This is a genomic window from Aeromonas sp. 602658 (assembly GCF_049173005.1).
Taxonomy (GTDB): domain Bacteria; phylum Pseudomonadota; class Gammaproteobacteria; order Enterobacterales; family Aeromonadaceae; genus Aeromonas; species Aeromonas veronii_A.
This window is the reverse complement of sequence record NZ_JAAKRF010000002.1, coordinates 104967-130511: the sequence shown is the minus strand read 5'-3', so window position 1 is coordinate 130511 and position 25545 is coordinate 104967. Positions and strand designations below refer to the sequence as shown.

Below are 25545 nucleotides of genomic sequence, written 5' to 3'. Positions count from 1 at the left end.
GTTCAATTAACAATCGATGCGCGAAGCTGAACCTACTCTTGATGAACCGACGAGTGGTGATTTATTGAGCTAACATGGATGAGTATCATGCGTCCGTCCCTGTTCACAAGAGAAGCGCCACCATGCAAATCACCTCCCGGCCCATGCCGCTGCCCGATTACGGCAAATATCCCTCCTCTCCGGCTGTCACGCCCGAACAGGTCAATCAGGCCCGTAACGAAGCGCTGATCAAGAAGGATGAATTACAGGCACAGAGCGAAGAGAAAGCAACGGCTCGCAGAACCCTGGCTGTCTCTTATACGGCTAACCAGCAAGATAAAGCCGTGGTGGAGCGCTACCTGGAAGCCAGCGGTCAGGAGAGCGACAGCAAGTCGGGCCCGAGCACGGCTGATATGTATCAGGCTGCGACTCGCTACCAGCGCCAGCAGAATCTCAGCGACTACATGCAATTCCAGCAGAGCCCGCTCGCCCAGCAGATGGGTGACATGGTGGGCGAAGATAATCGCAAGGGCACCCAGCTCGACATCATTGCCTGAGCCAATTTGCTCGAATAAGCCCGGCAGGGATCAATACAAGATGAAAAAGCCCTCGATGAGGGCTTTTTCGTTATGGCTTGTCGCTGCGACGTCTCGCTATAAATGGGACACTTCTGCCTGCGCGTCCGGCAGCTCGTCGGGGAGTTCATCAAACAGGGGGTGATAGAGCACCTCACCCTGCACACCCGCAAAACCGCGCTCCTGTAGCTCCATCGCCATAAAGCAGTCGGCAGGCACCTCATAGATGCAGTGCAGGCCAAACTCGCTGGCCGGGCGGAAACCGAAACGGCTGTAATAGGCCGGATCCCCGAGTACCACCACCCCTTTCCAGTCCATCTCAAGCGCCGTATCAAGCCCTTCACGGATGAGATCAGAGCCAATACCCTGACCTTGCCAGTCGGGATGAACCGCGACCGGCGCCAGACCGAGCCAAGGCCCTTCCATGCCGTTAATGGTGATCGGGCTTAGCATCAGGTGCCCCATGAACTCGTACTCTTCCTCTTCGACCATGGTCACCACGGCAGCGCCACATTCGCGCAGGCGGTTGACCAGTTCGGCCTCATCGGAACGACCGAAGGCGGCACTCAGCAGCTCATAAACCGGCAGCATGTCACCGGGGCGCTCGGTTCTCAACATCAGGTATTACTCCTCGTACAGCAGAGCGGGCATTATTCCACACAACGGCTGGTCATTCTGAGTACCTTTGTCCAAAAATGGGAGGGTGCACTCAGGAAAACGAGCGGCAAACTGCAGCTGCAAGGCGGTTAGTGTCGCCGGGGTGACCCTGTTCATCGCCTTGCGGTAGGCCAGCCAGAGGGCGGGAGCCTCCCGCGCCAACCGCTCAAAGGTCAGTTCAGGCGTTTGATGCCAACAGCCATCCAGCTCGTCGACCAGCTCCGGCAGCTCCACCAGCAGCCGTAACTGCTGATAGCGTATCTGCGACGAGTCACCGTTGCCGCCCAGCGCCTGCGCCATCAATTGGTTGAACCAGTGGCGCCGTGATGCGCGCTCCTCGCGGCTGAGCAGATCGGGCCCCTGATGCTGCAGCGCGGCCAGTTGCAGCAACCACGCCAGCCCCTGTTCATCCCTGTCTTTCAGCAATACGCCGCCAAGATGGGACAACTGCTCCGGTTCGGCCTGCTCCAGCAGATCGACGGGGTAACAGTGCAGCTCCAGAGACCTCTCAAGATGCGGCGGGCAGCGAATAGAGCAGGACTCCTCCCCCGCGCCCCTCTCATCCACAAAGAGCGAGATGGCCAGCTTGCCGTTGGCACTCTGCCGATCCAACGTTACAGGATCCCACTGGATCACCACGGCGATCCGCTCATCAGCAAGCCAATGGGAAATCTCCTCGGGCAAAGGATTGGGTAAGGAGGGAGCGCGATCCAGCCGCCAGTAACTCACCTCACACGGCTGGCGACCACTGATATGGCGCCGCCCGCGATAGTGCATGCCCACTTTTGCCATCACCCGGCCGGAGGCAAGATTGTCTGGCATATGGCGAGCCGTCAGCGCTGGCAGTTGCAGTTGGTCAAGGGCGAACGCTTTGACCAAGCTTGCTGCCCGGGTCGCCAGACCGCGATTCTGCCAGGGTACGCCAACCCACCAGGCGAGCTCGCCATTCCAGTGCAGGGAGATCACCCCAAGCAACGCCGCACCTTGCTCCTCTGGTAAGGTGATGGCCCAGCTCCAACCAAAGCCAAGCGCTGCCTTGCGCCAGCTTAGCGCCAGCCAGTCGCGGGCCCCCTCCGGCGGATAGGGGTGAGGAATATTGAGGGTGTAGCGGGCCAGCGCCTCGTCGCTGCAGTAGCGCACTATCTCGCGCTCATCGTCGACCTGCAGTGGTCGCAATACGACACCTGATAGCGAATGCCCCTCAGCCAGGGTCGGCACCGTCACGCGGCGCGCCAGCAGGCGATTGAGCACGGCGCCCAAATCGGCCTCGGGGGTAAGCGGCAGATCGGCCCCCACAGGACCAAGGGTAAGCAGCCCCTGCTCTCTGGCGAGGGTCAGTAGCGAGGTGGAGGCACTGATCAGGATCTGGCGGCTGGGATCAACATGAAAATCCGTCAGCAGATCCCCATCGAGCCAAGCAGCCAGCAGAGCCCCCGGGCAGAGCACCCCGTCAGGAGGACTGCTCGCCCAGGGAGCATCGGTTTGATCGAGGGCGGCGGCCGCCTCTTTGCCCAGTAGCAGCTGCCAGCGATGACCTTGCTGCTGCCAGTGCAGCAACAGCGCAGCCCACTGTGGTTGCCACAGACTGGCCTCGATCAGCAATTCCATCAGCTGGCCTGACAGGCCACTGGCAGCGTCAGATGGCGGGGATGGGCTTCAATACGGGCGATCCAGCTACGGATAGCTGGCCACCCCTGCAGAGAGAAGATCCCCTCCTCTGCCACATGGGTGTAGGCATAAAGGGCGATATCGGCGATGGTAGGCGCATCACCGCACAGATAGGGGCTCTGTTTCAGTTGCAGCTCAATTACCCCCAGCGCCTTCTCGCCACCGGCTTTCAGCCCGTCGAGACGCGCCTCTTGGGACTCGGGGCGGCCGAGATAGTGAACAATAAAGCGCGCTACCGCGATATAGGGCTCATGGCTGTACTGCTCGAAGAACATCCATTTGAGCACCTCGGCCTGCTGGCGCGGATCGGTTGGCCACAAGGCGCTACCTTGCGCCAGATAGAAGAGGATGGCATTGGATTCCGCCAGCGTATCGCCCTGGCCAATCTCCAGCACCGGGATCTTGCCGTTGGGGTTCTTGGCCAGAAATGCGGGGGTACGGGTATCCCCCGCCTGAATATCCACATCTACCCACTCAAGGGGCAACTCCAGCCAGCGGGCCAGCAGCCACACCTTGTAGCAGTTGCCGGAACGCAGATCACCATACAGACGCATACACACTCCTTGTGAAAATAGATTTGAACAGCGCGCTCAGGGTGCCAGACGCTCGATATGCCAGCCATCCCCGTCGCGGGTGTAGTAGAAGCGGTCGTGCAGCCGGTGCTCGCCCCCCTGCCAGAACTCCACCGTCTCGATCACCACCCGGAATCCGCCCCAGAAGCTCGGCAGCGGCACTTCGCCATTGGCAAACTTCTGCTTGAGCTCGAGGAACTTGGCCTCCAGCACGCCGCGGGCCGAGATGCGGGTCGACTGCTTGGAGACCCAGGCAGCGATCTGGCTATCCTTGGGACGGCTGTGGAAATACTTCATCACCTCGAAGGTGCTCATCTTCTCCACCCGACCGGTCACATGAACCTGTCTGTCCAGCGTGTGCCAGGGGAAGAGCAGGCTGATACAGGGGTTGCCTTCCAGCTGCTGCGCCTTACGGCTGCCCATGTTGGTGTAAAAGACCATCCCTTGGGCGTCGTAGTGCTTGAGCAGCACGGTACGCTGCCAGGGCTGACCTTCGGCATCCACCGTCGCCACCACCATGGCGGTGGGATCGGTCAGTTTGGCCTCACAAGCCTGCGCCAACCACTTCTCGAACAGCGCCAGCGGCTCGGCCGGCAGATCGGCCCGGTGCAGCCCGCCACGGGAATATTCACGGCGCAGATCAGCAACATCCATCATCTTGATTTTCCTTCTCTCTTTGCCGCCCATGCGGCCATGCGTGCTGGCATTGTGCGACGAGCACGCCATGGGTACAAGCCTTGTGACCAGCAAATGGCTGCTGCAAAAAAAGAGGGAGGCTCACGCCTCCCTCCTTGATATGCCCTTCGCACAATCTTGGTACGCGCAAGCTTATTGCTTGCCAGCGACAGCAGGACAATGCGCCAGCATGCGCCGGTTGTAATCGGCCGCGTAGGCCGCCAGCTTGGCCTGGGCCTCTTCCTGTCCGGGCTTGATGACATCCCCCAGACCGTCGAGGTAGCGCACACCGCAGCGCGCCTTGGCCGAGGCCTGCTGCTCCGGCGCGATGCCGGGCGCCACCTCGCCGCGCCCGGCCCGCACGATCAATCGGTAATCCTGCTTTGCCAGGCTGGCGCTGACCGCCTGCTCCAGAGTATCGGCGTCGGCCTGACAGCCGCCAAGCAGGGACACCAGCATCAGCCAGCCAACCCTCATCCGCGCCTCCGTTGCCAACCCAGCAGGGCCAGCGCCAGAGTCCAGAGACCGAGGGCTCCGCCGCCACCGCCCGAGCTGCCGCCGCTTTGGACAACCGGCAACTTGGAGGGACTGATCGCGAAGAAGATGTTGTCGCTGCAGGCCACCTTCAGGCGAGCAGAGCTGGCCAGATCCGCCGGCAGGGTGACAGTGGCGGCGCCGCTGTTGGGCTGGCTGACCGCCAGATTGCTCCAGCTGGTTCCCTCGTTTTGGGTGATGAACAGGTCTACCTTGCTGCAGCTGATCGGCGCCAGCGTGGTGCCGGCCACATCCCAGCTGACAGCCAGGCTTGCCCCCGGCGTCAATGCCACCCCAATCGGGGCGGTCAACCGGAAGGCACTGCCAGTGTTGATCACCTGGACCTTCATGTCGTCGCTGGCGACACCGCCCTTGCCGTCACGCACCGTCAATCGGAAGTTGAGATCCCGGTTAGTGGTGGGCCATGCCTCGCCCTTGGCGAGCGAGCCCGAGAGCAGGGATGGCAAGCTCGGCAAAATCCGCTCCGGCGAGCCGGTCGGCGACACGAAGCGGAACAACGGACGGGAGCCGTCATCGATCATGTCAAGAGCACTGCTGGATGGGTCGCCCAGATCAATCTGCTCCCAAGTGTAGGTCAGGGGATCCTTGTCCAAATCGGCGCCGGCCCCCTTGAGCACGAATGGCGTGTTGGCGGGAATGATATAGCTGGCTCCGGCCACCGCCTGGGGCGTGTTGTTGACGAGATTCAGGGTGGTGCCACAGGCCGGCACGGTCGCCATGTGCGCCCGCATCTGCTCGATAGATTTGCTGTGAAAATAGGGATCGCTGTGGGGCTGGATGTTCTCGTCCCCGCAGATCCCGGCATAGGCCATGATGGAAGTACCGCTGCCCGGCTCCCAGGCTTGTGCCGCCTCCCGATTGCCACCGCCGCAACTGCCAGTGGTGCCGTTGAAGGTGTGGTCGGCACCGAACTGGTGGCCGATCTCGTGAGCCACGTAGTCGATAAAGAAGGCATCCCCCACCGGCTTATCGGAGCCCGTCATCCCGGCCGACTTGTCCGCGGTGCACAGCACGCCGAGCCCGGCCAGGCCACCTCCCCCGGTATTGACCACATGCCCGATATCGAATGCGCCCAGCTCACCATTGGCGAAGGCTTCTCCCTGTACCAGGACGTTCTTGCTGGTGTCATCAGCCTCATAGATGCTGCTCACGCCGCTCACGTAGTCAGGGTTATCGCCGTTGTAGAAAGGGTCTGTTACCGGATCGGTAAAAATCACAGAATCGTTGCCGCTGGCCAGCACGAACTCGGCCCCCACATCTCGCTGGTACACCTCGTTGACCCGGTTGAGCAGGGTAGTAATGGCCGCCAGGGCCAGCACTTGGGAGCCGCCATGATATTGGGTGTACTCACCTGAGGCCGACATAGCGATGGTGTAACGTTTGCGAACATTACCATCCACTTGCACCTTGCGAGCCAACGTTTTGGCGTCAGCCCCGATCACCTTGTCGGCGTCTTCTTCCAGTCGGCTGTAGGCATCCTGCTGGTAGTAAATTGCATACCCCTCGGCATTGCGCAGCGGATCGACAAACACCATCTTGCCCTGATGGCTGAACATGGCATGAAAACCTTGCGGCCCCAGATCGAAGCGTCCAGTATCAACCGGATGAGCCGGGTTGTACCCCTTGAAGGTGCGGATCTGAGGATACTTGGCTGCAAGGTCTGCGGGCAGTACATTGTAAGCTTCCAGTGCAAAGGTAACCTCCCCCCCATCAGGCAGTGGCAAGGTCAGCTTGCTGGCCCCCGCTTGCAACCCGGCAAAATAGTCGAGCGGCACCTTGGCGACCCGGAACTGATGAGCCCGTACCTCATAACCCTCGTCAGCTGTTGCTCTGGCGGCAACCGTGCTCCATTCGCTGGCCATCAGGCTGGTTGAGCCCAGCATGCTGGCAACCAGCAAGGCCACCCTAGAGTATTTCGTCACATGCATTGTTTTTAGTCCCTGTATTAATGCAATCGCCTGAATTGCGGCCTGTACTTTATTTTTATTCGGCCACATCAATACAAAGCTGAAGCAACCCTTTCCACCATTCCCGAGTGGGAGTGTTGCGCCAACCCCGTCTAACCCCTATCATTGCGCGGATTTGTCAATTTTAGAACAGCCCCTCTTCACAAAGGTGCAGTTCATCTTTATCTGGCCAAGGTTAATCTCATGCTCAAATCCCCACTGTTGCCCCGTTTCGGGGATCTGGTCGTTGCCATTATTGACGATGTGCTCGGTCAGGGTCTTACCCTCGACCGTGCCTATGCCCGTCACTTCTCAGGCATCGAACTCAAACCGCAAGAACAGGCAAGGATTGCCCTGGTCACCGGCGACCTGTTGCGTCGGCTGAGCCTCTACTGTGCTCTGACAGGTATTCAGGTGCGTCAGGCCGAGAAGAATGTCTGGCCACTGCTGCACAGCTGGCACGCCTTCCACAAAATTGCCCAGCCCAACAACCCGACCCTGGATCGCTTCAATGAGGAAGCATTCCGCCGCCGTCTGACCGAGGCAAAGAAGAACCCGGTATTGATGGATGGTTGCCCGAGCTGGCTGGAGAAACTGGGTAGCGAGCAGCTGGGTGAAGCCTGGCCTGCCGAGCGTGCTGCCCTGGCCTGGATGCCCAAGCGCTACCTGCGGGTCAACACCCTCAAGTGCACCCGTGATGAGCTGCAAGCCATTCTGGCCAAAGAGCATGTCACCACAATTCCGGTTGAAGGTGTGGAGACTGCCCTGCAAGTCACCTCCGACGCAGCCCTGTTCCGCACCAAGGCCTTTGCCGATGGTTGCTTCGAACAGCAGGACGCAGGCTCCCAGCTGGTTGCTGCTGCGCTGGAAGTTGCCCCAGGCATGCGCGTTATCGACGCCTGCGCCGGTGCCGGTGGCAAGACCCTGCATATCGCCGCCATGATGCAGGGCAAAGGCCGTTTGCTGGCAATGGATGTGGAAGAGTGGAAACTGGAGAACCTCAAGCAACGCGCTCGTCGCGCCGGTGCCCACAACGTGGAGACCCGGGTCATCACCAGCAGCAAGACCGTCAAGCGCCTCAAAGAGAGCGCCGACCGTGTACTGCTGGACGTGCCCTGCTCCGGTCTTGGCGTACTCAAGCGCAATCCGGATGCCAAGTGGCGCGATACCGCCGAGCGTCTGCCGGTGCTGGTCGCGCTGCAGGAAGAGATCCTGCAGCGCTACAGCCAGATGGTGAAAGTGGGCGGCATGCTGGTTTACGCTACCTGCTCCATCCTGCCCGAGGAGAACCGCCAGCAGGTGGACAAGTTCCTCGCCGCCAACGAAAACTTCCGTCTGCGTGACGATCACACTGTGAGCCCGTCCGAGACCGGCTTCGACGGTTTCTACATGGCCCGTATCGAACGGATCGCCTGATCTGCCCGATGACCAGATAGAAAAAGCGGCTGCCTTGGCAGCCGCTCTGTTTTGGTTTGCTGGCTCACTCCCGATGGGGGACTGTGTACTGCTTTCGTCGCCAGCAAATAATAAAGGGAGCCACAATGACTCCCTTTTCAGCGATATGAACATCCGCTTATTCAGCAGCAGCGTCATCCTGCTTGTACTTGGCGGCAGTTTCCTTGATCAGGGCCTGCAGCTCGCCAGCCTGGAACATCTCGATCATGATGTCACAGCCACCGATCAGCTCACCTTCAACCCACAGTTGCGGGAAGGTCGGCCAGTTGGCGAATTTTGGCAATTCGGCGCGGATATCCGGATTCTGCAGGATATCAACGTAGGCAAACGGCTCGCCGCAGGACATCAGAGCCTGGGAGGCCTGGGCAGAGAAGCCACAGCTGGGTAGCTTGGGGGAGCCCTTCATGTAGATGATGATGGGGTTGTCAGCCAGCTGCTGCTTAATCTTTTCAATAGTTTCCATAGGTGCCTCACTAGAGCGATTTCGGCGGCCATTCTACTGCAATCTTGCCCGAGCACAAACTGACAAAGGGGTGACCCGGCTCGAATTGTGCAAAGAACCCACACAGGATTGATCGCGATCATGGCGCCAATCAAGAGTTGTTAGGCCATCTTTGATACTGCTACAATCCCTTGGCTTTGGGCTACCCAGCCCCATCATTTTAAAAACAACTCTTTTCACATATAGAAAAGAGTACGCAATGTCTTGCAACCGTCGCCTTCGCACGGTCCAGCCAATGGAGAGTAGAAAATGGCATTCGAACTTCCCGCTCTGCCCTATGCAATCAACGCTCTGGAACCGCACATCTCCCAGGAAACTCTGGAATATCACCACGGCAAGCACCACAACACCTACGTGGTCAACCTGAACAATCTGGTGCCGGGTACCGAGTTTGAAGGCAAGTCTCTGGAAGAGATCATCAAGACCTCCAACGGCGGCATCTTCAACAACGCCGCCCAGATCTGGAACCACACCTTCTACTGGCACTGCCTCTCCCCGAATGGCGGTGGCGAGCCGACTGGCGCCCTGGCTGATGCCATCAACAAGGCATTCGGCTCCTTCGCCGAGTTCAAAGATGCCTTCACCAAATCAGCCATCGGCAACTTCGGTTCCAGCTGGACTTGGCTGGTGAAAAAAGCTGACGGCTCTCTGGCTATCGTCAACACCTCCAACGCCGGTTGCCCGCTGACTGAAGCCGGTACCACCCCGCTGCTGACCGTTGACCTGTGGGAGCACGCCTACTACATCGACTTCCGCAACCTGCGTCCGAAGTACATGGAAACCTTCTGGGCTCTGGTTAACTGGGAATTCGTGGCCAAGAACTTGGCTGCCTAATCAGCCTCGCTTGCCAAAACGCCCCGCACTGCGGGGCGTTTTTTTATATCTAGATGGCTACGTAAATGAAAGAGGCGCCCGCAGGCGCCTTTTACATATCGAGATAGCCCGTTTACTGGTCCAGCTCGTCCATGTATTCATCCAGATTGGCATCGTCGGCCTGCTCTTGCTGAGACGCTTTCAGCTCAGCCTGCTTGCCCGTCACCTTGCCCTGGCTGTACTGCAGATAAAAGTCCTTGGTTAGCGCATAGGGGTCGAGGGAGTTGTCGATGATCCGCTCCTGATCGATCAGCTTGGCGCGATTGCCCAAACCATCCAGTACCCAATGGGTAACCCTTAACGGGATAGTCAGCAAGGCATAGGGGAAATAGATGGTATCAATGGTGTCACCGACCAGCTCCCGGGTGGTGGTCGGACCGTAGACAGGCACCATGATGTAGGCACCATTACCGATATCGGCCCTGCCCAGCACTGTGTCCATCTCCAGCTTGTTACGCTCGAGGCCTGCATGTTTGGCCACATCGAAGATACCCAGCAGACCGACCGTGGTGTTGAGGGTAAAGCGCCCCAGGTTGGTGCCCGCCCCCTTCAAATCACCTGTGATCAGATGGTTCACCATGCTGCTTGGCTCATCAAAGTTGGCAACAAAGTTGGCAATGCCATCCTTCACCCCCACCGGAATATAGCGAGCGTAAGCATGTACCACAGGACGTGCTACATAGGGCTCCAGCACATCATAATTGACCGCCCACATGGCACGGTTTGCTCCCTGGAAGGGATCACGCGGGTCGGCCGCCGTACTGGTGGCGCCCGGACGATTCATACCGGGATTGAGATCCAGACTCTCTGGGCCAGGCTTGGGCGGGCCACCGGCACAACCAGCCAGCAAGAGGGCTGCCAATATGGCCCCTGAACGAAGATACATATGATTGTCCTGACGTTTTATTTTGATTTATCAGAAGTATAGATAACCCGGCCCCTATCAAGGAGCCGGGTTATTCAAAGGACATATTAGAGGGCGTGATCGATACGGATGTCAATCGGAGCAGTAGGGATCTCGGCCGTCTTAACCGGAACGGATACCCCTTCGAAGGCTCCTTCCTTGTTCATCACATTGCCACCGCGGGAGAGACGTGCCTTGAACTGCAGCTCCGGATAGGCCGCCAGTTTGCTGCCTTCCACCATCATGGCATCGCCATCCCCGAGTGACAGGGTAACAGGCAGAGTTGGCCCTGCGATACGCTTCACGGCGATGGGCATGGGCGGCCCGTTGGGCACCACGGCAAAGACGAAGAGATGGGCATCTTCCGGCATCTGAATGCCCGCCGCCAACGTGACGTGGATGGGGAATTCCCCCTCCTTCACCGCCAGCGGTTGTCCCTCAACTGCGCCCGCTTTGGCTGCGCCTGAATTCGTCACCTCAATGCCGCGCTGCTTGAGCTGCGCGCGGGCATATTCCATGGAGCGCTCGACCATCACATAACGGGGAGTGCCTTTCTCCATCAGTGGCAACATCGCCTGCCAGCGAGCCAACGCGGTCTGGAAGTCCTCTTTTTGCAGCGCCATAAAGGCATAGACGGAACGCGCTTCGATATTGTCCGGATCCTGCGCGATAGCAGCCTGCAACAAGGCATCCGCTTGCGCCTCATCCCCCGTCATCATCAGCGCCTGCGCGTAGGGCACCGCCACCAGTGACTTCTGGGGAGCCAGCGTGTAGGCCTGCTCCAGCGCCTCGCTGGCCATCTCGGGATCATTGCCATCCAGCGCCAAGCGTCCCAGCAGCAGCCAACCGCGGTAGTCGTTCGGTTCATCCTTGAGGCGGGTACGCAGTGCCAGCGTGAAATCCAGCAGATCCTGCTCGGTCACCTTGGCATCCCGCTCCACCAAAATGCGGTTGCTCAGCTCGCCAAGACGGCTGCTGGCATCTTGCCAGCGACTCACCTCTTGCCAGGAGCCCAACTTGTAGTAGAGCCCCAGACTCACCACCAACAGCACCAGTACACCCGGGATCCAGATCAGACTCTTGCCACTGCGGGCAGTCTGTTCCACATCAGGGATATCATCCAAGAGACTTCGTTGCAGCTCGACCAGCGAGTCGGACTCTTCAGCCAGGACACCCTGCTCGCGCTCTTCGCCAATCTCCAGCAGCCGCTGGCGATAGAGCTGCTTGTTGAGCGCCGAGCGACTGATGCTCTGTTTGCCTTCACCACGCCACAGCGGCACGACGAGCGCCAGACTCACCAGCACCAGCAAGCCCGCAATCACTATCCAAAAAGCGGTCATTGTTTCTCTTCCTCTTTGAGCAGCTCGGCCAGTCGGCGCTGCTCCTCCTCGCTCAGTGCGTTATCCAGTTGTTTTTTCACCGCAGGGGGCCGGCGGCTGCGCATCACCACCACCCCCAGGCCGATGACGATGACCATCAGCGGGCCGAGCCAGAGGATCAGGGTGGATGCCATCAGGGGCGGGTTATAGAGGATAAAGTTGCCGTAGCGGGCCACCATGTAATCCACGATCTCCTCTTTATCCTTGCCCTCACGCACCATCTGGTAGGTCTTGTCGCGCAAGTCCTTGGCCAGCCCAGCATTGGAGTCGGCGATATCCTGGTTCTGACACTTGGGGCAACGCAGCTCCTTGGTCAGTTCGCGAAAGACCTGCTCCTGATTGTCGTTGTCGAAGGTGTAGACATCGATAGCGGCCATGGCCGGCGCTTGCACCACCCATCCCAGCAACAGCAGCAGGGAAGCAATAAATACTCTCATCAAAACTCCCCTCACTTCATGGCATCAAAGATGGGTTTGAGGGTCGACGCCCAGTTCTCGGGGTTGATATCCCCCACGTGGCGATAACGGATGATCCCCTTGCTGTCGATAAAGAAGGTCTCCGGCGCGCCGTATACCCCGAGATCCAGCCCCAGCATGCCGTCCGGATCATAGAGGTTGACCTGATAGGGGTTGCCCAGCTCAGCCAGCCACTTGATCGCCTTGTCACGCTCATCCTTGTAGTTCATGCCGATGATGGGAATGCCCTGCCCCGCCAGCTGTTTGAGGTAGGTGTGCTCGCCGTAGCAGGTGGGGCACCAAGTGGCCCAAACGTTGAGCAGCATGGGGCGACCGGTCAGGATACTGCGATCGTGCTGTTTGTTCAGATCGTAAATGTCCTGCAGGGTGAACACCGGCACCTCTTTGCCCACCATCACGGACTCAAGCTTGGTGGGATCGGAGTAGAGCCCCTTGAACAGGAACACCGCCCCCAGCAAAAAGACGATAAAGGGGATTAAAAACAACCAGGTCTTTTTGTTCATGCCTTGGCCTCCTCCTCACGACGGCCGAAACGGTAACGCTTGTCGAGCATCGCCAGTACGCCACCAATGGCCATAAAGACGCCGCCGAACCAGATCCAGCGCACGAACGGCTTGTAGTAGATCCGCACCGCCCAGGCTCCGTTGTCGAGCTGTTCCCCCAGCGCCGCATAGAGATCGCGGGTGATACCGGCATCAATGGCCGCTTCGGTCATCGGCATCCGGCTCACCTTGTACATCCGCTTCTCGGGCTTGAGCAGAGCGACCTGCTTGCCATTGCGGTGCACTTCCAGAACGCCCTTGAAGCCATCGTAGTTGGGGCCGTTCTTCTCCTTGATCCCGGCAAAGACGAACTCGTAATCGGCAAAGTGCACCCGATCACCCGCCTGCATCCGCAGATCCTTCTCGATGCTGTAATTCTGGGTGCAGGCAATACCTATGATGCTGACTGCCAGCCCCACATGGCCGAGGATCATGGCCCAGTGGCTGTTGCCAAGCTTGCGCACACCGACTGCAAAGCTGTGCTTGTGGGTCGCTCGCGCCCAGGTCTCCTGCGCGCTGGTGACGATGATCCAGGCGCCCAGACCAATCCCTACCGCCGCCCACGGCTTGAAGGTTTCGGCAAAGAGCAGCGGCAACAGCAAGGCTGCGGTCAGACTCAGCACCAGTGCCACGACCACCTTGCTTTTGAGTTCCCCCAGCTCCTGACGACGCCAGCGAAACAGCGGGCCAATCCCCAGCAGCAGGGCAAACGGGATGATCAGCCAGCTGTAGATGTGGTTGAAGAAGGGAGTACCGATGGAAATGCTCCCCAGCCCCAGCTCCTTGTGCACCAGCGGCAGCAAGGTACCGAGCAGCACGGTCAGCAGACCCGCCACCAGCATGATGTTGTTGCAAAGCAGCAGGGTCTCGCGGCTCCACAGCTCGTGTTTGCCGTGGCTCTTCACCTGCGAGCCTTTAAAGGCAAACAGCAGCAAGGATGAACCGACCACCGCCAGCAGGAAGCCGAGAATAAACAGGCCGCGGGTCGGGTCGGAGGCAAACGCATGGACCGACACCAGCACGCCGGAGCGCACCAGGAAGGTACCCAGCAGGCTCAACGAGAAGGCAGAGAGGGCCAGCAGCACGGTCCACGCCTTGAAGGTGGCGCGCTTCTCGCTCACCGCCAGCGAGTGAAGCAGAGCGGTACCCGCCAGCCAGGGCATAAACGAGGCGTTTTCTACCGGATCCCAGAACCACCAGCCGCCCCAACCAAGCTCGTAGTAAGCCCACCAGGAACCGAGCACGATGCCCAGGGTCAGGAATACCCAGGCCGCCATGGTCCAGGGGCGCGACCAGCGAGCCCAGGTCGCATCGAGACGGCCGGTCATCAGCGAGGCAATGGCGAAGGCAAACGCCACCGAGAAGCCCACATAACCCATGTAGAGCATAGGCGGATGGAAGATAAGACCCGGATCCTGCAGCAGCGGATTGAGGTCACGACCATCGACCGGGAAATAGGGCAAGGTGCGGGTGAAGGGATCGGAGGTGAACAACACGAAGGCAGTGAAGCCAACCGAGATCAGCCCCAGCACGCCGAGTACCCGAGCCACCGCATCGAGCGGCAGACGGCGGCTGAACATGGCCACCGCCGCAGTCCAGCCACCCAGGGTCAGTACCCACAGCAGCAGGGAACCTTCGTGGGCACCCCACACCGCCGAGATGCGATAGGCCAGCGGCAGCAGGCTGTTGGAGTTAGTGGCCACATACTGCACGGTGAAATCGTTGTCGATAAAGGCCCAGGTCAGGCAGAGAAACGACAGCAGCAGCAGCAAGAACTGGGCATAGGCGAGCGGGCGGGCCGCCGACATCATGCCAAGACGCCCCCAACTGGCGCCCAGTAGTGGGTAGCTCCCCAGCAGCAGGGCAGTGGCAAAGGCCAGGATCAGCGCAAACTGACCTAATTCCGGGATCATGAAGGCATTCCTTTCAATTGAACGGTGACAACAGCCGCACCACGCACGGCAGGCAAAGCGGAAAAGGCAAACACCACAGGGATCACTGCTTGGCTCCCTTCAACTGCGCCTCGGTATACTCCGGCTTGAAGTGCATGCCGTTGGTGGCATCGGCCACTTCCGGCGGCATGTAGTTCTCATCGTGCTTGGCCAGCACCTCGAACGCCTCTACGGTCGTGGCATCCTTGAGAGTGCCCTGGGCAACAATCCCCTGCCCTTCACGGAACAAGTCTGGCAGAATGCCGTCAAACTCGACCGTCACCAGATGACCGCCATTATCCACCAGCTTGAAGGCAACCTTGAGGCTCTGGGGATCCCGCTGTACCGACCCCGGCACGACCAATCCACCGATGCGCAGGCGCTGCCCCTCTTCCGGCTTGATCTTGTCCGGTCCCTTCCCCTCCACCAGCTCGCTCGGGGTGTAGAAGAGGTCGATATTCTGACTGAGGGCGTAGAGCACCAGCCCGCTGACGGTCGCCAGACCCAGGGTGATGGCAAGAATGATAGTGAGGCGTTTTTTGCGTCTCGGATTCATAGGGTGTTCTCCATCTGCTGGGCCGCCTTGCGACGGGCCTCACGCGCCTGCTTGTTGCGTAACTCGGCGAGCAGGCTGCGGGTTTTCATGCGGGTAGAAATGATGATGCCGACCAGACACACCAGCGTCAGTCCAAAAGAGAGCCAGACATAGAAGGCGTAACCGCCCATCGCCATAAAATCACTGAAAGAGGCAAAGTGCATGCTTACTTCTCCTGCTCTGCAATCTCTTTGACCCAGGGGCGATGCCACTCCCGCATCAGGAGTTCATTGCGAAAACGCATCAGGGTCAGAGCTCCGAGAAATGCGGCAAACGCCAGGATCATGATCAGCAGCGGCCAAAGCATCTCGGGTGAAATGGAGGGTTTGTCAAATTTAGTGATGGTGGCCCCCTGATGCAGGGTATTCCACCACTCCACCGAGTAGTGAATGATGGGCAGGTTGATCACCCCAACCAGTGCCAGAATGCCGGCCGCACGGCCAGCGACCACCTTGTCGCTGAAGGCGTTGTAGAGAGCAATCACGCCGAGGTAGAGAAACAGCAGGATCAGTTCAGAGGTGAGCCGCGCATCCCACACCCACCAGGTACCCCACATCGGCTTGCCCCAGGCGGCACCGGTAAAGAGGGCAATAAAGGTAAATACGGCGCCGACCGGCGCAATGGCTGCAACCGTCATATCCGCCATCCGCAGTTGCCACACCAGGCCGATAAAGGCGGCCACCGCCATGGTGGAGTAGGCTCCCATGGAGAGAATGGCGGAAGGCACGTGGATATAGATGATCCGGAACGAATCTCCCTGCTGGTAATCCGCTGGCGCAAACGCGAGGCCCCAGACAGTACCGATCACAAACGAGAGCAGACTAATCACCGCAAACCAGGGCAACAGCGTGCCTGCCAGCTGATAGGCCCGCTCCGGTTTGGCATAAGGGTGCAACCATTTCCACATAGCTCACAAAACCTTTTTGTTATTAATCGTTTGGCGAGGCCTACCATACCGACCACGGGGCAGCATCAAATACCCCGAAAGCAATAAGCGGCACTCTCCTTGATCCATCGCAACATTATTTTTTGCAAAAAGACCCCATTCGGAGCCAAATTCGGTTCAGCTCACGGCCATCAGTTGAGGCTGACCCGCAACGCCGCCGACACAGCCAGCGGCGTCAGTGTCAAAGCCCCCACCAGCATGGCGGCCAGAATGGCAAGCTGCCCGCCATAGGGCAAGCTCATCCCCGCGGCATCGATGGCTGAGGTGGCAAAAATCAGTACCGGAATATAGAGCGGCAGGATCAGCAGACTGAGCAGCACCCCGCCTTTGCGCAATCCCACCGTCAACGCAACCCCGACCGCGCCGAGCAGACTCAATACCGGAGTGCCCAGTGCCAGCGTCGCGACGACAGCCAGATAGGTGTTCATATCCAGCGACAGCAAAATCGCCAGCAAGGGAGAGATCAGCAGCAGCGGCAAGCCGGTCAGCAGCCAGTGAGCGACCACTTTCGCCAGCGCCAGCAAGCCCAGCGGGTGCGGCATCAGCATCATCTGCTCCAGCGCGCCATCGGCAAAGTCGTCGCGAAACAGCCGTTCCAGCGACAACATGGCCGCCAATAGCGCCGCCACCCAGATGATCCCCGGGGCAATACGGGCCAGCAGTTTGGGCTCTGGGCCAATGCCTAACGGAAACAGGGTGATGACGATGAGGAAAAACCAGAGCGGATTGAGAATATCGGAACGCTGGCGCAGAGCCATCAGCAGTTCACGGTGAATAAGGTGCATAACAGCGCGCAACATGGCGTTACTCCTGCAATGTCGAGGCGAAGGGGGTCAACGAGATAGTCTTCAGCCGTCCCTGCATCAGGGTCAGATCCTGATGGGTGGTGAGGATCACCATGCCGCCCCGCTCGGCGTGTTCCAGAAAGAGCTGCTCGAGCACCTTGACCCCTTGCTTGTCGATGGCGGTAAAGGGCTCATCGAGGATCCAGAGTGCCGGTTTCTGTGACAGCCAGAGTCTGGCCAGGGCCACCCGGCGTTGCTGACCGGCAGAGAGTTGCCCGGTCAGGTTCTCTTCAAACCCGGCCAGCCCTACCCGGGCCAATATCTGCCACAAGTCGATCACTGTTTGCTGCGGGTGATGTAACTGCTGGTAGAACTTCAGGTTTTCAAAAGGGGTCAGCGCCGCTTTGACACCGGGCTGATGGCCGAGATAGAGCAGATTGGCATGATACTCATCACGACAGTGACGAATATTCTCCCCATTCCAGCACACCTCACCGGCAAACGGCTGCGACAGCCCGGTCAACAATCGCAACAGGCTGGTCTTGCCAACCCCGTTGGGCCCTTCAATTTGCAACAGATCGCCGGGCGCAACAGAGAAAGAGAGGTGTTCAAACAGAGTGCGATCTTCGCGCACGCAGCTCAGATTGTTAACTTGAAGCAGCATGGGGATTTTTTCAGAGAAAATGAAGCGGTCTGCATCTTAACACAGTATTGGAATACGTCTTTTCAAAGATGCAACAATTGAACTGACTGGCGACCGGGATCACAAAGAAAATACGGTAGAAACCCCCTGCCCAACGTAGCTGGGGGACAAGCGGCTGTACGCCATAAAATTCAGGAAGGCAATTGCCTTCCTGAATCATCAAGAGCGACCTTTTCGCAACGATATCAAGAGCTCAGCCTCTGCCTTTGGCAACTCGCACTCACTCATGACTTCATCAAGATCGGCGCCCAGCTCGACCATCTTGGCCGCTCGGCTGTAGAGCCTGCGTTCGGGATCCTGCATGGTCAGTTCTTGCTGGCGCTCATTGACCTGCTGCATCGCCCCTTCCACCGACTGCAGACGCTGCCCCATCCCAATAGCACCGGAATGGAGTTCCATCATCTGCTTGCGCAAGCTTTCCAACTGACCTTGCAGGGTTGCCACACTGGCCTCGGACTCCTGCTTGCTGCGCTTGCTCTTGAACCAGATATAAGAGGCAAACGCCAAGGCAATCAGGGACATCCCCAAGGCAACCATCTCGATTATCAAAACATCACCTTACTTATCAGAGGGAACCGATATCTTCCCACTCTTCATCGGAGAGCAGCTTGTTCAAGTCAACCAGGATCAGCAGTTGCCCATCGCGGTTGCTCACCCCCTGAATAAACTTGGCGCTCTCTTCAGTACCGACCGCAGGTGCCGCATCGATCTCGGAAGAGCGCAGATAAACCACTTCCGCCACGCTGTCGACCATGATGCCGATCACCTGCTTCTCGGCTTCGATGATCACAATCCGGGAATTTTCGCTCACATCGCCGGAAGGCAGACCGAAACGGGAACGGGTATCGATGACAGTCACCACATTGCCACGCAGGTTGATGATCCCCAGTACGTACTCAGGCGCACCCGGCACCGGTGCAATTTCGGTGTAGCGCAACACCTCCTGAACCTGCATCACATTGATGCCGTAGGTTTCGTTTTCCAGCTGGAAGGTTACCCATTGCAGCACTTCATCTTCGGCCAGATTCTGTGCGATATTGCGCTTTTCTGTCATGTTTTTATTCCTTTTATGAAAACGTCTACTGCTAAAACTAGCAATAAAACAGCTCGATTGCAGAAGTTATCAGCGACCTTCTATGTTAACCCCACGCTCCAGCAACAAGAGCAGTTCACGAACGTGTAACAGGGCACACATTTTTTCTTTGACCATGCCCGCCAACCAAGGGCGCTTGCCCTCCTGATGGCGCCATTTAACCTGGTCACGGTGTAACAATTCAGTCCCTTTGAGATGATGACAAGCCAGCCCCCAAGGGGATTCACCCAGCATAATCAGATACTTGTAATCATCCATCTCGAGATGCTGACCCGGCATGACCCACTGGGCGGTATCGACCACATTCATCTTCTGCTCGCGGGAGGTCATGATCCCCTTGTACCAGCCCGGCTGGCCAAACAGGGAGGTGATCTCGCCCAGCTGGTGAATACCACCAAGCTCGGTCAACGGCACCGCAAACGTCACGCCCGCGACTTCAAAAAAGAGGGCCTGAAACTCTTTACCGGTATCGATATTCTCCCAAGTGACAGGTTCAGTGGCTTCTACCGGAGCAACCTCCAACGCAGTTTCGGTCAAGATGGTGGTGTGGGGCTCTGCAACTTCGGGCAGCAGCACCTCCTCAGGCCATTCAGGCTCAACCGGCAACAATGACTCCTCGGCCACAATCTCCAATGGGGCCGTCAGTGTCACCTCCTGAGTGAAGGCATCATTTTCAAACTGAACTTGTCCCACCTGAGCCAATAGCTCACCGAGCTGGGCAAGCCGTGGATCGCTTTCCAAATAAGGCGCAGCGACCACCTCGGGGACACTCTGGGGCTGACGTTGCAACTGTAAAACAGGGGCAGATTGAACCTCTTCCACCTCATCCATGACCAGCGGCTCATCGAGCAGCAGGGAGTGGAAATAGTCATCCATTGCCCGTACTTGAATGGTATCTCTCATGCCGTCACCTCATGAACCCGTTGCCGTTCAAGGGCATCAAGATGGTTGAGCAGCGTCTCATAGGCATAGGTACCACGACTCCCGGGGGAATAAATGGATGGAGGGATGTGCAACAAGCTGGCATCCCGAAACTTGGTATCAATAGGGATCACCGCATTCCACACCGATTCACCATATTGATCCTTGATCGATTTCAAGGTCATCAGTGAGGCCCGGGTACGCTTGTCGAACATAGTCGGGATCACGGTATAACGGAACTTGTCACGCTTGGAACGCTGCATGATCTCGAATGTCTTCATCATCCGCTCCAACCCTTTGAGAGCGAGAAACTCGGTCTGAACCGGCACAAGAATACGATCGCAGGCAGCCAGCGCATTGACCATCATCACCCCAAGCACAGGCGGGCAGTCGATCAGCACATAATCATATTGATCCTGAATGCGCAGCAGCGCCCGCTTCAGCACCAGCCCCATTCCCTCACGATTTCCCATTACCCGATCAAGAGTCGCCAGGGTAATAGATGCGGGTAGTAAATTGATATTCTCGAACTTGGTCTTGAGCGTCAGTTTATTGACAAGCTCGGCTGTCGGTTTGACAGCTTGAAACAACTCATAGAGGGTTCCATCCAGACGATCTGAATCAAAATCAAGATATGCAGTCAGCGAGGCGTGAGGATCGGTGTCAATCAACAGCACTCGCTGACCACGCTGGGCCAGGATCCCGGCAAGCGAGACCACTGTGGTGGTTTTACCCACACCACCTTTCTGGTTGGCAACCGTCCAAACAATCACTGTATCAATCCTGCCTTGTTGTTATACGTATGCCGCCACCGGGCAAAGAGATAACCTTTATCTCTCCAGCATCCACCGCCTGCTGCACCGCAGGAACCGGCTCGGCAACCACCGGGGGCTTTACCGACACAGGAGCTGGCGGCACCCAGGCGAATTTGGATATTGCGACCACAACCTTGCGATTTTGCAGCCGGCCTTGCTCGGTGCTGTTATCGGCAAAAGGGGAAAACTCGCCATATGCTTCAAAGGCCAGACGCTGGGGTGCGATGCCATCAGCAATCAAGCCATTGAGCACCGCTTCGGCCCTCGCAGCAGAAAGCGCCCAATTAGAACGATAAATTTCATTATTTATCTGTTGGTTATCTGTATATCCCCGAACCCTTACATAGTTATCGACCGGTTTGAGAATACTTGAAAGAGTATTGATTACCGGTGCAGCATTCGGTCCCATAAAGGCGCTGCCACTGCCAAACAGCAGACCTGAACTGAGTTCCACAGTCAGCCAGTTCTCGTCTTGCGTCATTTTGACTATCCCGGCATCCACCAGTGACCCCATGCTCTCTTGCAACTGCATATCAAGTTTGGCAAGTGTCGTGCCATCTTGCAGCACAGGGACACCAGAAATGGGAGCAAGTGAAGGAGAGGGGGACGTTGCGCTTTCCAGCAACAAGGGGGAGGCAGAAACAGCATTCTCCAACAGTGAATTGCCCTGCCCCTCCAGCAGACCATCACTGCGAGACTGCATGACACTGAACGCCTGACTCATGCCATCTATCACCGCACGATATTTGTCCTTGTTCACCAGCGCAACAGAGTAGAGCACCACGAACAGAGCAAATATCAGCGTCATGTAATCGGCATAGGAGACCAGCCAGCGGTCAAGGTGCTCACGCCCCTGCAAGTGCAAACGATAGCGCTTGCGCATGGCTATTCTCCTTTCAAATAGGCCCTGAGCCGACGTTCAACCTGTAAACCATTCTCACCATGGGCGATGGCTAACAGCCCTTCCAGGGTCATCTCCTGAAACAGTGCATAGTGATAGTGAAACGCTCGCAACCGGTTGGCTATCGGTAGATAGATCAAGTTGGCAAACCCGACACCATAGATGGTTGCCACAAATGCCACTGCGATGCCAGCCCCCAGGGCAGATGGCTCTTCAAGATGAAACATGGCCTGGATAAGACCCAAGACAGCGCCGATAATCCCGATAGTCGGACTATATCCCCCCATGGCTTCGAACACCCGGGCCGCATGTTCATTACGCTCCTGCTCGATATCGATATCGGCTTCGAGCAACATGCGAATATCCTCCGTGGAGACACCATCGACAATCATGTTCAACCCTTGGCGGGTAAAATGGTCCTCCTCCTGTTCAGCCTGATTTTCGAGGGCCAGCAGCCCCTGCTGGCGTGCAAAGGCAGCCCAGGATTGTAGCCGTTCAGCCTGGGCAGAGAGATCCTGCCGTGGCGGATTGAAAATCCATAGACACTGGCGCAATGCCAGCAAAACAAACTTGGCAGGGGTCTGCAATGTAACGGCACCAACCGTACCGCCAAGAACAATGAGAAAAGCAGGCCCGTCCAACAACGTCAACAGGGAGCCACCATGCCACAGCTGGGCAATAGCAATAGCCCCCAGTGCGAGGAGCAGACCGAGCAAGCCCATGATTAGCGCCCCAACTCAACCAGAATACGCTGGGCCACCTTGTCCAGAGGAAGTGATTCACTGGCAATACCTGCCTTGGCAACCGCTTGAGGCATGCCATATACCACGCAGGAAGCCTCATCCTGAGCCCAGATTGTAGAGCCCTGCTCTTTCAGCAGTCTGGCACCATCACGGCCATCAGCCCCCATACCGGTTAGCACAATCGCCAATACCTTGTCGGCATAGGTCTTGGCCGCAGAGGCAAAGGTAATGTCCACACAAGGCTTGTAATTTACCTTGTCGTTGCCATCAACGATGCGAATACGGGCGCCTGCGCCACGTCCTTCCAACAGCATCTGCTTGCCACCGGGAGCCAGGTAGGCATGGCCCGGTTTGAGGACGTCTCCATCCTCGGCCTCCTTGACACCTATCTGGCATAATCCGTTCAGACGGGCAGCAAAAGCAGCGGTGAAGGTAGCTGGCATATGCTGGATAAGCAAGATTGGGTGAGGAAAATCCCCCGGCAACTTGGTCAGCACATTTTGCAAGGCTACCGGGCCGCCGGTAGAAGTCCCGATCGCCACCAACTGATAACTCTTGCCACTTCGCTTGAATGAGGCACTTGGTACAGTGCGTTGCAGCTCAGACTGACGCTCAGGAGCTCTGGCGGCTGTGCTACCTAGCGGACGAACCGGTTCAGATGCTTTGGGGCGAGCAGCGGATGTCATCAGGAAGCGCTTGCGGGAAATTTCCTTCACCCGTTGTTGCAACAGTCTGACCGCCTCGTCCTTGTCTCTGGCAATGTCTTCAAATTTTTTGGGCAAGAAGTCAAGAGCACCGGCGTCCAGTGCATCCAGCGTTGCCTTGGCGCCTTCATGAGTCAGTGAGGAGAACATCAGAATGGGAGTTGGGCACTTGGCCATTATCTCCCGCACTGCACTGATACCATCCATCACGGGCATCTCGATGTCCATGGTGATCACATCAGGGCGCAGCGACATGGCCTTGTCCACCGCCTCACGTCCATTCTGGGCCGTATCAATCACCGTCAGCATGGGATCCTGATTGATGATCTCGCTCACCCGACGGCGAAAGAAGCTCGAATCGTCGACAACTAATACCTTGACTGCCATTGTTGTTTTTCTAACTCCTTGGGCCTGAGCGATTAATGTCTACGCGCATATGCTTTGAGCAGACTCGGTACATCCAGAATAAGGGCAATACCGCCATCGCTGGTAATGGTTGCACCAGCCATCCCCGGGGTGCCTTGCAGCAGATTATCGAGCGGCTTGATCACCACCTCTTCTTGACCAATCAAGCTGTCTACCACAAACCCGATTTGCTGAGTGCCAATCTGCACGATAACCACATGCCCGGTATCCTGACGTGAACGCTTGTTGGTGCCACGGATCAACCACTTGTGTAGATAAAAGAGGGGAATCGCCTTATCACGCACTATGATAGTGAGCTGCCCATCGACCATATTGGCCTTTTTCAGATCCAGATGGAAAATCTCGTTCACACAACCAAGGGGAAGAGCGAAGGTCTGCTCACCCACTTCAACCATCAGGGTCGGCAGAATGGCTAGCGTCAACGGAACCTTGATTTCGAGACGGGTGCCTTTCCCCCAAGTAGAATCGATGTGCACTGACCCATTGAGGCTGACAATACTGGTTTTAACCACGTCCATTCCGACACCACGGCCAGAGATATCGGAGATCTCGGACTTGGTCGAAAATCCGGGGGCAAAGATCAGGTTATAGGCATCGTTATCACTCATGCGCGCGGCAGTATCTGCATCCAGCACACCGCGGCTGATGGCAATAGACTTGAGTTTTTCTGGGTCCATCCCGGCGCCATCATCCTCAATGCAAAGCAGGATATGATCGCCTTGCTGGGAGGCGCTAAGGGTGATCGTCCCTTGCCGCGGCTTGCCCGCTTTCTCCCGCACATCCGGCATTTCGACCCCGTGATCGCAGGAGTTGCGAACAAGGTGAACAAGAGGATCGGCGAGCGCCTCCACCAGGTTTTTGTCGAGGTCGGTCTCTTCCCCAACCATCACCAGCTCAATCTCTTTTTTGAGGGTTCTGGCCAGATCACGCACCACGCGCGGGAAACGACCAAATACCTTCTTGATTGGCTGCATGCGGGTTTTCATCACCGCACCTTGCAGGTCAGCCGTTACCACATCCAAATTGGCAACCGCCTTTGACATCTCTTCATCATTACTGGCAATACCCAGACTCACCAGCCGGTTACGAACCAGTACCAACTCACCTACCATGTTCATAATGACATCAAGGGTCTTGGTATCCACCCGCACCGTCGTATCGCTTTGCACTGCACTGTTTTCGGCAGGAGCTGGCGTAGCCTTGGCGGCAGGCGCTGATGCCTTGGCTGCTTCGGCAGGTTTTGCGGGGTCAGCCTGTGCAGGTTTGGCTACAGGTGTTGTCGGTTTGGGCGCAGTCACCGCGGCAGGTGCGGCAGGTGCGGCAGGTGCGGCAGGTGCGGCAGGTGCGGCAGGTGCGGCAGGTGCGGCAGGTGCCATACTACTCTGAGGACCTTGGCCACGACCATGCAATTCATCAAGCAGGCGTTCAAACTCATCATCATCGATAAGCTCGTCCACCTCTTTTTGCACCGACTTCAGAGGATTCACCTCTGGCGCCCCCATGTGCTGTCCCTGACCATGGAGTTGATCCAGCAAGGCCTCAAACTCATCATCGGTTATATCGCCAGATTCGCCAGCAACAGTCGCTCCTGCCGCACTCTTGGTTGGTGTGCCCCCCACGCCATGCAGCTCATCCAGCAGACGCTCGAATTCATCAGCTGAAATCTCGTCTATGGATCCGCCCCCGTTAACAGGAGCAGGATCGCTGGCCTGGTTTATCGGTTCAACAACCTCGGGGTCGGAGACAACCTCAACAACAGGAGTGACAGCCTCCTGCTCCATGGCAATAGCGCCACTTGTCGCGGTTCGGAGTTGCTCTTCTCCTTCAGGCTTGCACAACTCGTGGAGGTCATGGAGCAGATCATCAGACGCAGGACTTGGCGCTTCACGGTTTTGTACTTGGGCGAACATGACGTTTATGGCGTCCAGCGCTTGCAGGATCACGTCCATCAGTTCGGCAGTCACGGTTCGCTTGCCATTACGCAAGATATCAAATACGTTTTCAGCGCCGTGGCATACGTCAACCAACTCCCCCAAAGACAGGAAACCGGCACCACCTTTTACGGTATGGAAACCGCGAAAGATGGCATTTAACAGATTCTTGTCATCAGGCCGCTTTTCCAAGTCGACCAGTTGCTCAGACAACTGTTCCAATATTTCGGATGCTTCGACCAGAAAGTCTTGCAGTATGTCTTCATCAACTTCGAAGGCCATGCGTCACTCCA

28 protein-coding genes are annotated in these 25545 nt (G+C 57.6%); 3 read left to right on the top strand and 25 right to left on the bottom strand.

The annotated features are described in order from the left end of the window. Positions 1 to 122: 122 nt before the first annotated feature. A complete protein-coding gene (locus G5253_RS02905) occupies positions 123 to 536 on the top strand; it encodes a hypothetical protein (RefSeq protein ID WP_335873548.1) in 414 nt (137 codons plus the stop codon). 96 nt (positions 537 to 632) lie between these two features. On the opposite strand, the gene G5253_RS02900 is transcribed toward G5253_RS02905, so the two are convergent. The 6 genes from G5253_RS02900 to G5253_RS02875 all read right to left on the bottom strand — a co-directional run bounded on the left by G5253_RS02900 (position 633) and on the right by G5253_RS02875 (position 6609). Beyond that, positions 633 to 1172 carry a GNAT family N-acetyltransferase gene (locus G5253_RS02900; protein ID WP_005344037.1) on the bottom strand — a complete coding sequence of 180 codons (540 nt, stop codon included), beginning with the start codon at positions 1170 to 1172 and terminating at the stop codon, positions 633 to 635. A gap of 6 nt (positions 1173 to 1178) precedes the next feature. Continuing rightward, entirely contained in the window at positions 1179 to 2819 is a 1641-nt protein-coding gene (locus G5253_RS02895) for a GNAT family N-acetyltransferase (protein WP_266134047.1), read from the bottom strand. Further along, a complete protein-coding gene (locus G5253_RS02890) occupies positions 2819 to 3433 on the bottom strand; it encodes a glutathione S-transferase family protein (RefSeq protein ID WP_266134048.1) in 615 nt (204 codons plus the stop codon). Before G5253_RS02890 ends, G5253_RS02895 begins: the two co-directional genes overlap by 1 nt. 36 nt (positions 3434 to 3469) lie before the next feature. Next, positions 3470 to 4108: a pyridoxamine 5'-phosphate oxidase gene (gene pdxH, locus G5253_RS02885; protein WP_266134049.1), complete on the bottom strand. Its 639-nt coding sequence runs from the start codon at positions 4106 to 4108 to the stop codon at positions 3470 to 3472. A 171-nt stretch (positions 4109 to 4279) separates the two neighbouring features. After that, on the bottom strand, positions 4280 to 4603 hold the full coding sequence (locus G5253_RS02880; RefSeq protein WP_266134050.1) for a hypothetical protein: 324 nt from the start codon (positions 4601 to 4603) through the stop codon (positions 4280 to 4282). After that, positions 4600 to 6609: a reprolysin-like metallopeptidase gene (locus tag G5253_RS02875; protein WP_266134051.1), complete on the bottom strand. Its 2010-nt coding sequence runs from the start codon at positions 6607 to 6609 to the stop codon at positions 4600 to 4602. The genes G5253_RS02880 and G5253_RS02875 overlap by 4 nt, the downstream gene beginning before the upstream one ends. A 222-nt stretch (positions 6610 to 6831) precedes the next feature. Here G5253_RS02875 and G5253_RS02870 point away from each other — a divergent pair, with 222 nt between their 5' ends. Beyond that, complete coding sequence (locus G5253_RS02870) at positions 6832 to 8043, top strand: RsmB/NOP family class I SAM-dependent RNA methyltransferase (RefSeq protein WP_266134052.1); 1212 nt, start codon at positions 6832 to 6834, stop codon at positions 8041 to 8043. A 157-nt stretch (positions 8044 to 8200) separates the two neighbouring features. On the opposite strand, the gene G5253_RS02865 is transcribed toward G5253_RS02870, so the two are convergent. After that, a complete protein-coding gene (locus G5253_RS02865) occupies positions 8201 to 8545 on the bottom strand; it encodes a Grx4 family monothiol glutaredoxin (RefSeq protein ID WP_069555635.1) in 345 nt (114 codons plus the stop codon). Positions 8546 to 8833: 288 nt separating this feature from the next. Here G5253_RS02865 and sodB point away from each other — a divergent pair, with 288 nt between their 5' ends. Continuing rightward, on the top strand, positions 8834 to 9418 hold the full coding sequence (gene sodB / locus G5253_RS02860) for a superoxide dismutase [Fe] (RefSeq protein ID WP_005334664.1): 585 nt from the start codon (positions 8834 to 8836) through the stop codon (positions 9416 to 9418). Between the two features lie 112 nt (positions 9419 to 9530). On the opposite strand, the gene G5253_RS02855 is transcribed toward sodB, so the two are convergent. The 18 genes from G5253_RS02855 to G5253_RS02770 all read right to left on the bottom strand — a co-directional run bounded on the left by G5253_RS02855 (position 9531) and on the right by G5253_RS02770 (position 25534). Continuing rightward, the gene (locus G5253_RS02855) at positions 9531 to 10343 is read right to left on the bottom strand and encodes an MlaA family lipoprotein (protein WP_266134053.1); all 813 of its coding nucleotides are present in this window, start codon (positions 10341 to 10343) and stop codon (positions 9531 to 9533) included. A gap of 86 nt (positions 10344 to 10429) precedes the next feature. Further along, positions 10430 to 11701, bottom strand: a complete 1272-nt coding sequence (gene ccmI, locus G5253_RS02850; protein ID WP_266134054.1) for a c-type cytochrome biogenesis protein CcmI — start codon at positions 11699 to 11701, stop codon at positions 10430 to 10432. After that, a complete protein-coding gene (locus G5253_RS02845; RefSeq protein ID WP_266134055.1) occupies positions 11698 to 12177 on the bottom strand; it encodes a cytochrome c-type biogenesis protein in 480 nt (159 codons plus the stop codon). Before G5253_RS02845 ends, ccmI begins: the two co-directional genes overlap by 4 nt. Positions 12178 to 12188: 11 nt before the next feature. Next, positions 12189 to 12719: a DsbE family thiol:disulfide interchange protein gene (locus G5253_RS02840; RefSeq protein WP_005353655.1), complete on the bottom strand. Its 531-nt coding sequence runs from the start codon at positions 12717 to 12719 to the stop codon at positions 12189 to 12191. Continuing rightward, positions 12716 to 14671 (bottom strand): heme lyase CcmF/NrfE family subunit, encoded by a 1956-nt coding sequence (locus G5253_RS02835; protein ID WP_266134056.1) that lies wholly within the window; start codon positions 14669 to 14671, stop codon positions 12716 to 12718. The genes G5253_RS02840 and G5253_RS02835 overlap by 4 nt, the downstream gene beginning before the upstream one ends. Before the next feature lie 82 nt (positions 14672 to 14753). Next, positions 14754 to 15245, bottom strand: coding sequence for a cytochrome c maturation protein CcmE (gene ccmE / locus G5253_RS02830; protein ID WP_103251229.1), 492 nt, complete (start codon positions 15243 to 15245; stop codon positions 14754 to 14756). Further along, on the bottom strand, positions 15242 to 15448 hold the full coding sequence (ccmD, locus tag G5253_RS02825) for a heme exporter protein CcmD (protein WP_005334686.1): 207 nt from the start codon (positions 15446 to 15448) through the stop codon (positions 15242 to 15244). The genes ccmE and ccmD overlap by 4 nt, the downstream gene beginning before the upstream one ends. Positions 15449 to 15450: 2 nt before the next feature. Continuing rightward, positions 15451 to 16191 (bottom strand): heme ABC transporter permease, encoded by a 741-nt coding sequence (locus G5253_RS02820; RefSeq protein ID WP_005334687.1) that lies wholly within the window; start codon positions 16189 to 16191, stop codon positions 15451 to 15453. 170 nt (positions 16192 to 16361) lie between these two features. Further along, positions 16362 to 17030: a heme exporter protein CcmB gene (ccmB, locus tag G5253_RS02815; protein ID WP_005353658.1), complete on the bottom strand. Its 669-nt coding sequence runs from the start codon at positions 17028 to 17030 to the stop codon at positions 16362 to 16364. A gap of 4 nt (positions 17031 to 17034) precedes the next feature. Next, positions 17035 to 17679 carry a cytochrome c biogenesis heme-transporting ATPase CcmA gene (ccmA, locus tag G5253_RS02810; protein ID WP_266134057.1) on the bottom strand — a complete coding sequence of 215 codons (645 nt, stop codon included), beginning with the start codon at positions 17677 to 17679 and terminating at the stop codon, positions 17035 to 17037. 198 nt (positions 17680 to 17877) lie between these two features. Then, the gene (locus tag G5253_RS02805; RefSeq protein ID WP_162850469.1) at positions 17878 to 18255 is read right to left on the bottom strand and encodes a DUF2802 domain-containing protein; all 378 of its coding nucleotides are present in this window, start codon (positions 18253 to 18255) and stop codon (positions 17878 to 17880) included. Positions 18256 to 18283: 28 nt separating this feature from the next. Then, complete coding sequence (locus G5253_RS02800; protein ID WP_005298836.1) at positions 18284 to 18772, bottom strand: chemotaxis protein CheW; 489 nt, start codon at positions 18770 to 18772, stop codon at positions 18284 to 18286. Between the two features lie 69 nt (positions 18773 to 18841). Continuing rightward, the gene (locus G5253_RS02795) at positions 18842 to 19714 is read right to left on the bottom strand and encodes a chemotaxis protein CheW (RefSeq protein WP_266134058.1); all 873 of its coding nucleotides are present in this window, start codon (positions 19712 to 19714) and stop codon (positions 18842 to 18844) included. Next, a complete protein-coding gene (locus G5253_RS02790) occupies positions 19711 to 20505 on the bottom strand; it encodes a ParA family protein (protein ID WP_266134059.1) in 795 nt (264 codons plus the stop codon). Before G5253_RS02790 ends, G5253_RS02795 begins: the two co-directional genes overlap by 4 nt. Positions 20506 to 20509: 4 nt before the next feature. Continuing rightward, positions 20510 to 21430 carry a flagellar motor protein MotB gene (locus tag G5253_RS02785; protein WP_266134060.1) on the bottom strand — a complete coding sequence of 307 codons (921 nt, stop codon included), beginning with the start codon at positions 21428 to 21430 and terminating at the stop codon, positions 20510 to 20512. Between the two features lie 2 nt (positions 21431 to 21432). Further along, on the bottom strand, positions 21433 to 22170 hold the full coding sequence (locus tag G5253_RS02780) for a flagellar motor protein (RefSeq protein ID WP_227341082.1): 738 nt from the start codon (positions 22168 to 22170) through the stop codon (positions 21433 to 21435). A 2-nt stretch (positions 22171 to 22172) separates the two neighbouring features. Next, positions 22173 to 23282 carry a protein-glutamate methylesterase/protein-glutamine glutaminase gene (locus tag G5253_RS02775; RefSeq protein ID WP_266134061.1) on the bottom strand — a complete coding sequence of 370 codons (1110 nt, stop codon included), beginning with the start codon at positions 23280 to 23282 and terminating at the stop codon, positions 22173 to 22175. A gap of 32 nt (positions 23283 to 23314) precedes the next feature. Continuing rightward, positions 23315 to 25534 (bottom strand): chemotaxis protein CheA, encoded by a 2220-nt coding sequence (locus G5253_RS02770; RefSeq protein WP_266134062.1) that lies wholly within the window; start codon positions 25532 to 25534, stop codon positions 23315 to 23317. Positions 25535 to 25545: the final 11 nt, after the last annotated feature.

Coding starts and splice junctions, on each gene's coding strand:
- G5253_RS02905 (WP_335873548.1), top strand. CDS start 123: ATGCAAATCACCTCCCGGCCCATGCCGCTGCCCGATTACGGCAAATAT.
- G5253_RS02900 (WP_005344037.1), bottom strand. CDS start 1,172: ATGTTGAGAACCGAGCGCCCCGGTGACATGCTGCCGGTTTATGAGCTG.
- G5253_RS02895 (WP_266134047.1), bottom strand. CDS start 2,819: ATGGAATTGCTGATCGAGGCCAGTCTGTGGCAACCACAGTGGGCTGCG.
- G5253_RS02890 (WP_266134048.1), bottom strand. CDS start 3,433: ATGCGTCTGTATGGTGATCTGCGTTCCGGCAACTGCTACAAGGTGTGG.
- pdxH (WP_266134049.1), bottom strand. CDS start 4,108: ATGATGGATGTTGCTGATCTGCGCCGTGAATATTCCCGTGGCGGGCTG.
- G5253_RS02880 (WP_266134050.1), bottom strand. CDS start 4,603: ATGAGGGTTGGCTGGCTGATGCTGGTGTCCCTGCTTGGCGGCTGTCAG.
- G5253_RS02875 (WP_266134051.1), bottom strand. CDS start 6,609: ATGCATGTGACGAAATACTCTAGGGTGGCCTTGCTGGTTGCCAGCATG.
- G5253_RS02870 (WP_266134052.1), top strand. CDS start 6,832: ATGCTCAAATCCCCACTGTTGCCCCGTTTCGGGGATCTGGTCGTTGCC.
- G5253_RS02865 (WP_069555635.1), bottom strand. CDS start 8,545: ATGGAAACTATTGAAAAGATTAAGCAGCAGCTGGCTGACAACCCCATC.
- sodB (WP_005334664.1), top strand. CDS start 8,834: ATGGCATTCGAACTTCCCGCTCTGCCCTATGCAATCAACGCTCTGGAA.
- G5253_RS02855 (WP_266134053.1), bottom strand. CDS start 10,343: ATGTATCTTCGTTCAGGGGCCATATTGGCAGCCCTCTTGCTGGCTGGT.
- ccmI (WP_266134054.1), bottom strand. CDS start 11,701: ATGACCGCTTTTTGGATAGTGATTGCGGGCTTGCTGGTGCTGGTGAGT.
- G5253_RS02845 (WP_266134055.1), bottom strand. CDS start 12,177: ATGAGAGTATTTATTGCTTCCCTGCTGCTGTTGCTGGGATGGGTGGTG.
- G5253_RS02840 (WP_005353655.1), bottom strand. CDS start 12,719: ATGAACAAAAAGACCTGGTTGTTTTTAATCCCCTTTATCGTCTTTTTG.
- G5253_RS02835 (WP_266134056.1), bottom strand. CDS start 14,671: ATGATCCCGGAATTAGGTCAGTTTGCGCTGATCCTGGCCTTTGCCACT.
- ccmE (WP_103251229.1), bottom strand. CDS start 15,245: ATGAATCCGAGACGCAAAAAACGCCTCACTATCATTCTTGCCATCACC.
- ccmD (WP_005334686.1), bottom strand. CDS start 15,448: ATGCACTTTGCCTCTTTCAGTGATTTTATGGCGATGGGCGGTTACGCC.
- G5253_RS02820 (WP_005334687.1), bottom strand. CDS start 16,191: ATGTGGAAATGGTTGCACCCTTATGCCAAACCGGAGCGGGCCTATCAG.
- ccmB (WP_005353658.1), bottom strand. CDS start 17,030: ATGTTGCGCGCTGTTATGCACCTTATTCACCGTGAACTGCTGATGGCT.
- ccmA (WP_266134057.1), bottom strand. CDS start 17,679: ATGCTGCTTCAAGTTAACAATCTGAGCTGCGTGCGCGAAGATCGCACT.
- G5253_RS02805 (WP_162850469.1), bottom strand. CDS start 18,255: ATGGTTGCCTTGGGGATGTCCCTGATTGCCTTGGCGTTTGCCTCTTAT.
- G5253_RS02800 (WP_005298836.1), bottom strand. CDS start 18,772: ATGACAGAAAAGCGCAATATCGCACAGAATCTGGCCGAAGATGAAGTG.
- G5253_RS02795 (WP_266134058.1), bottom strand. CDS start 19,714: ATGAGAGATACCATTCAAGTACGGGCAATGGATGACTATTTCCACTCC.
- G5253_RS02785 (WP_266134060.1), bottom strand. CDS start 21,430: ATGCGCAAGCGCTATCGTTTGCACTTGCAGGGGCGTGAGCACCTTGAC.
- G5253_RS02780 (WP_227341082.1), bottom strand. CDS start 22,170: ATGGGCTTGCTCGGTCTGCTCCTCGCACTGGGGGCTATTGCTATTGCC.
- G5253_RS02775 (WP_266134061.1), bottom strand. CDS start 23,282: ATGGCAGTCAAGGTATTAGTTGTCGACGATTCGAGCTTCTTTCGCCGT.
- G5253_RS02770 (WP_266134062.1), bottom strand. CDS start 25,534: ATGGCCTTCGAAGTTGATGAAGACATACTGCAAGACTTTCTGGTCGAA.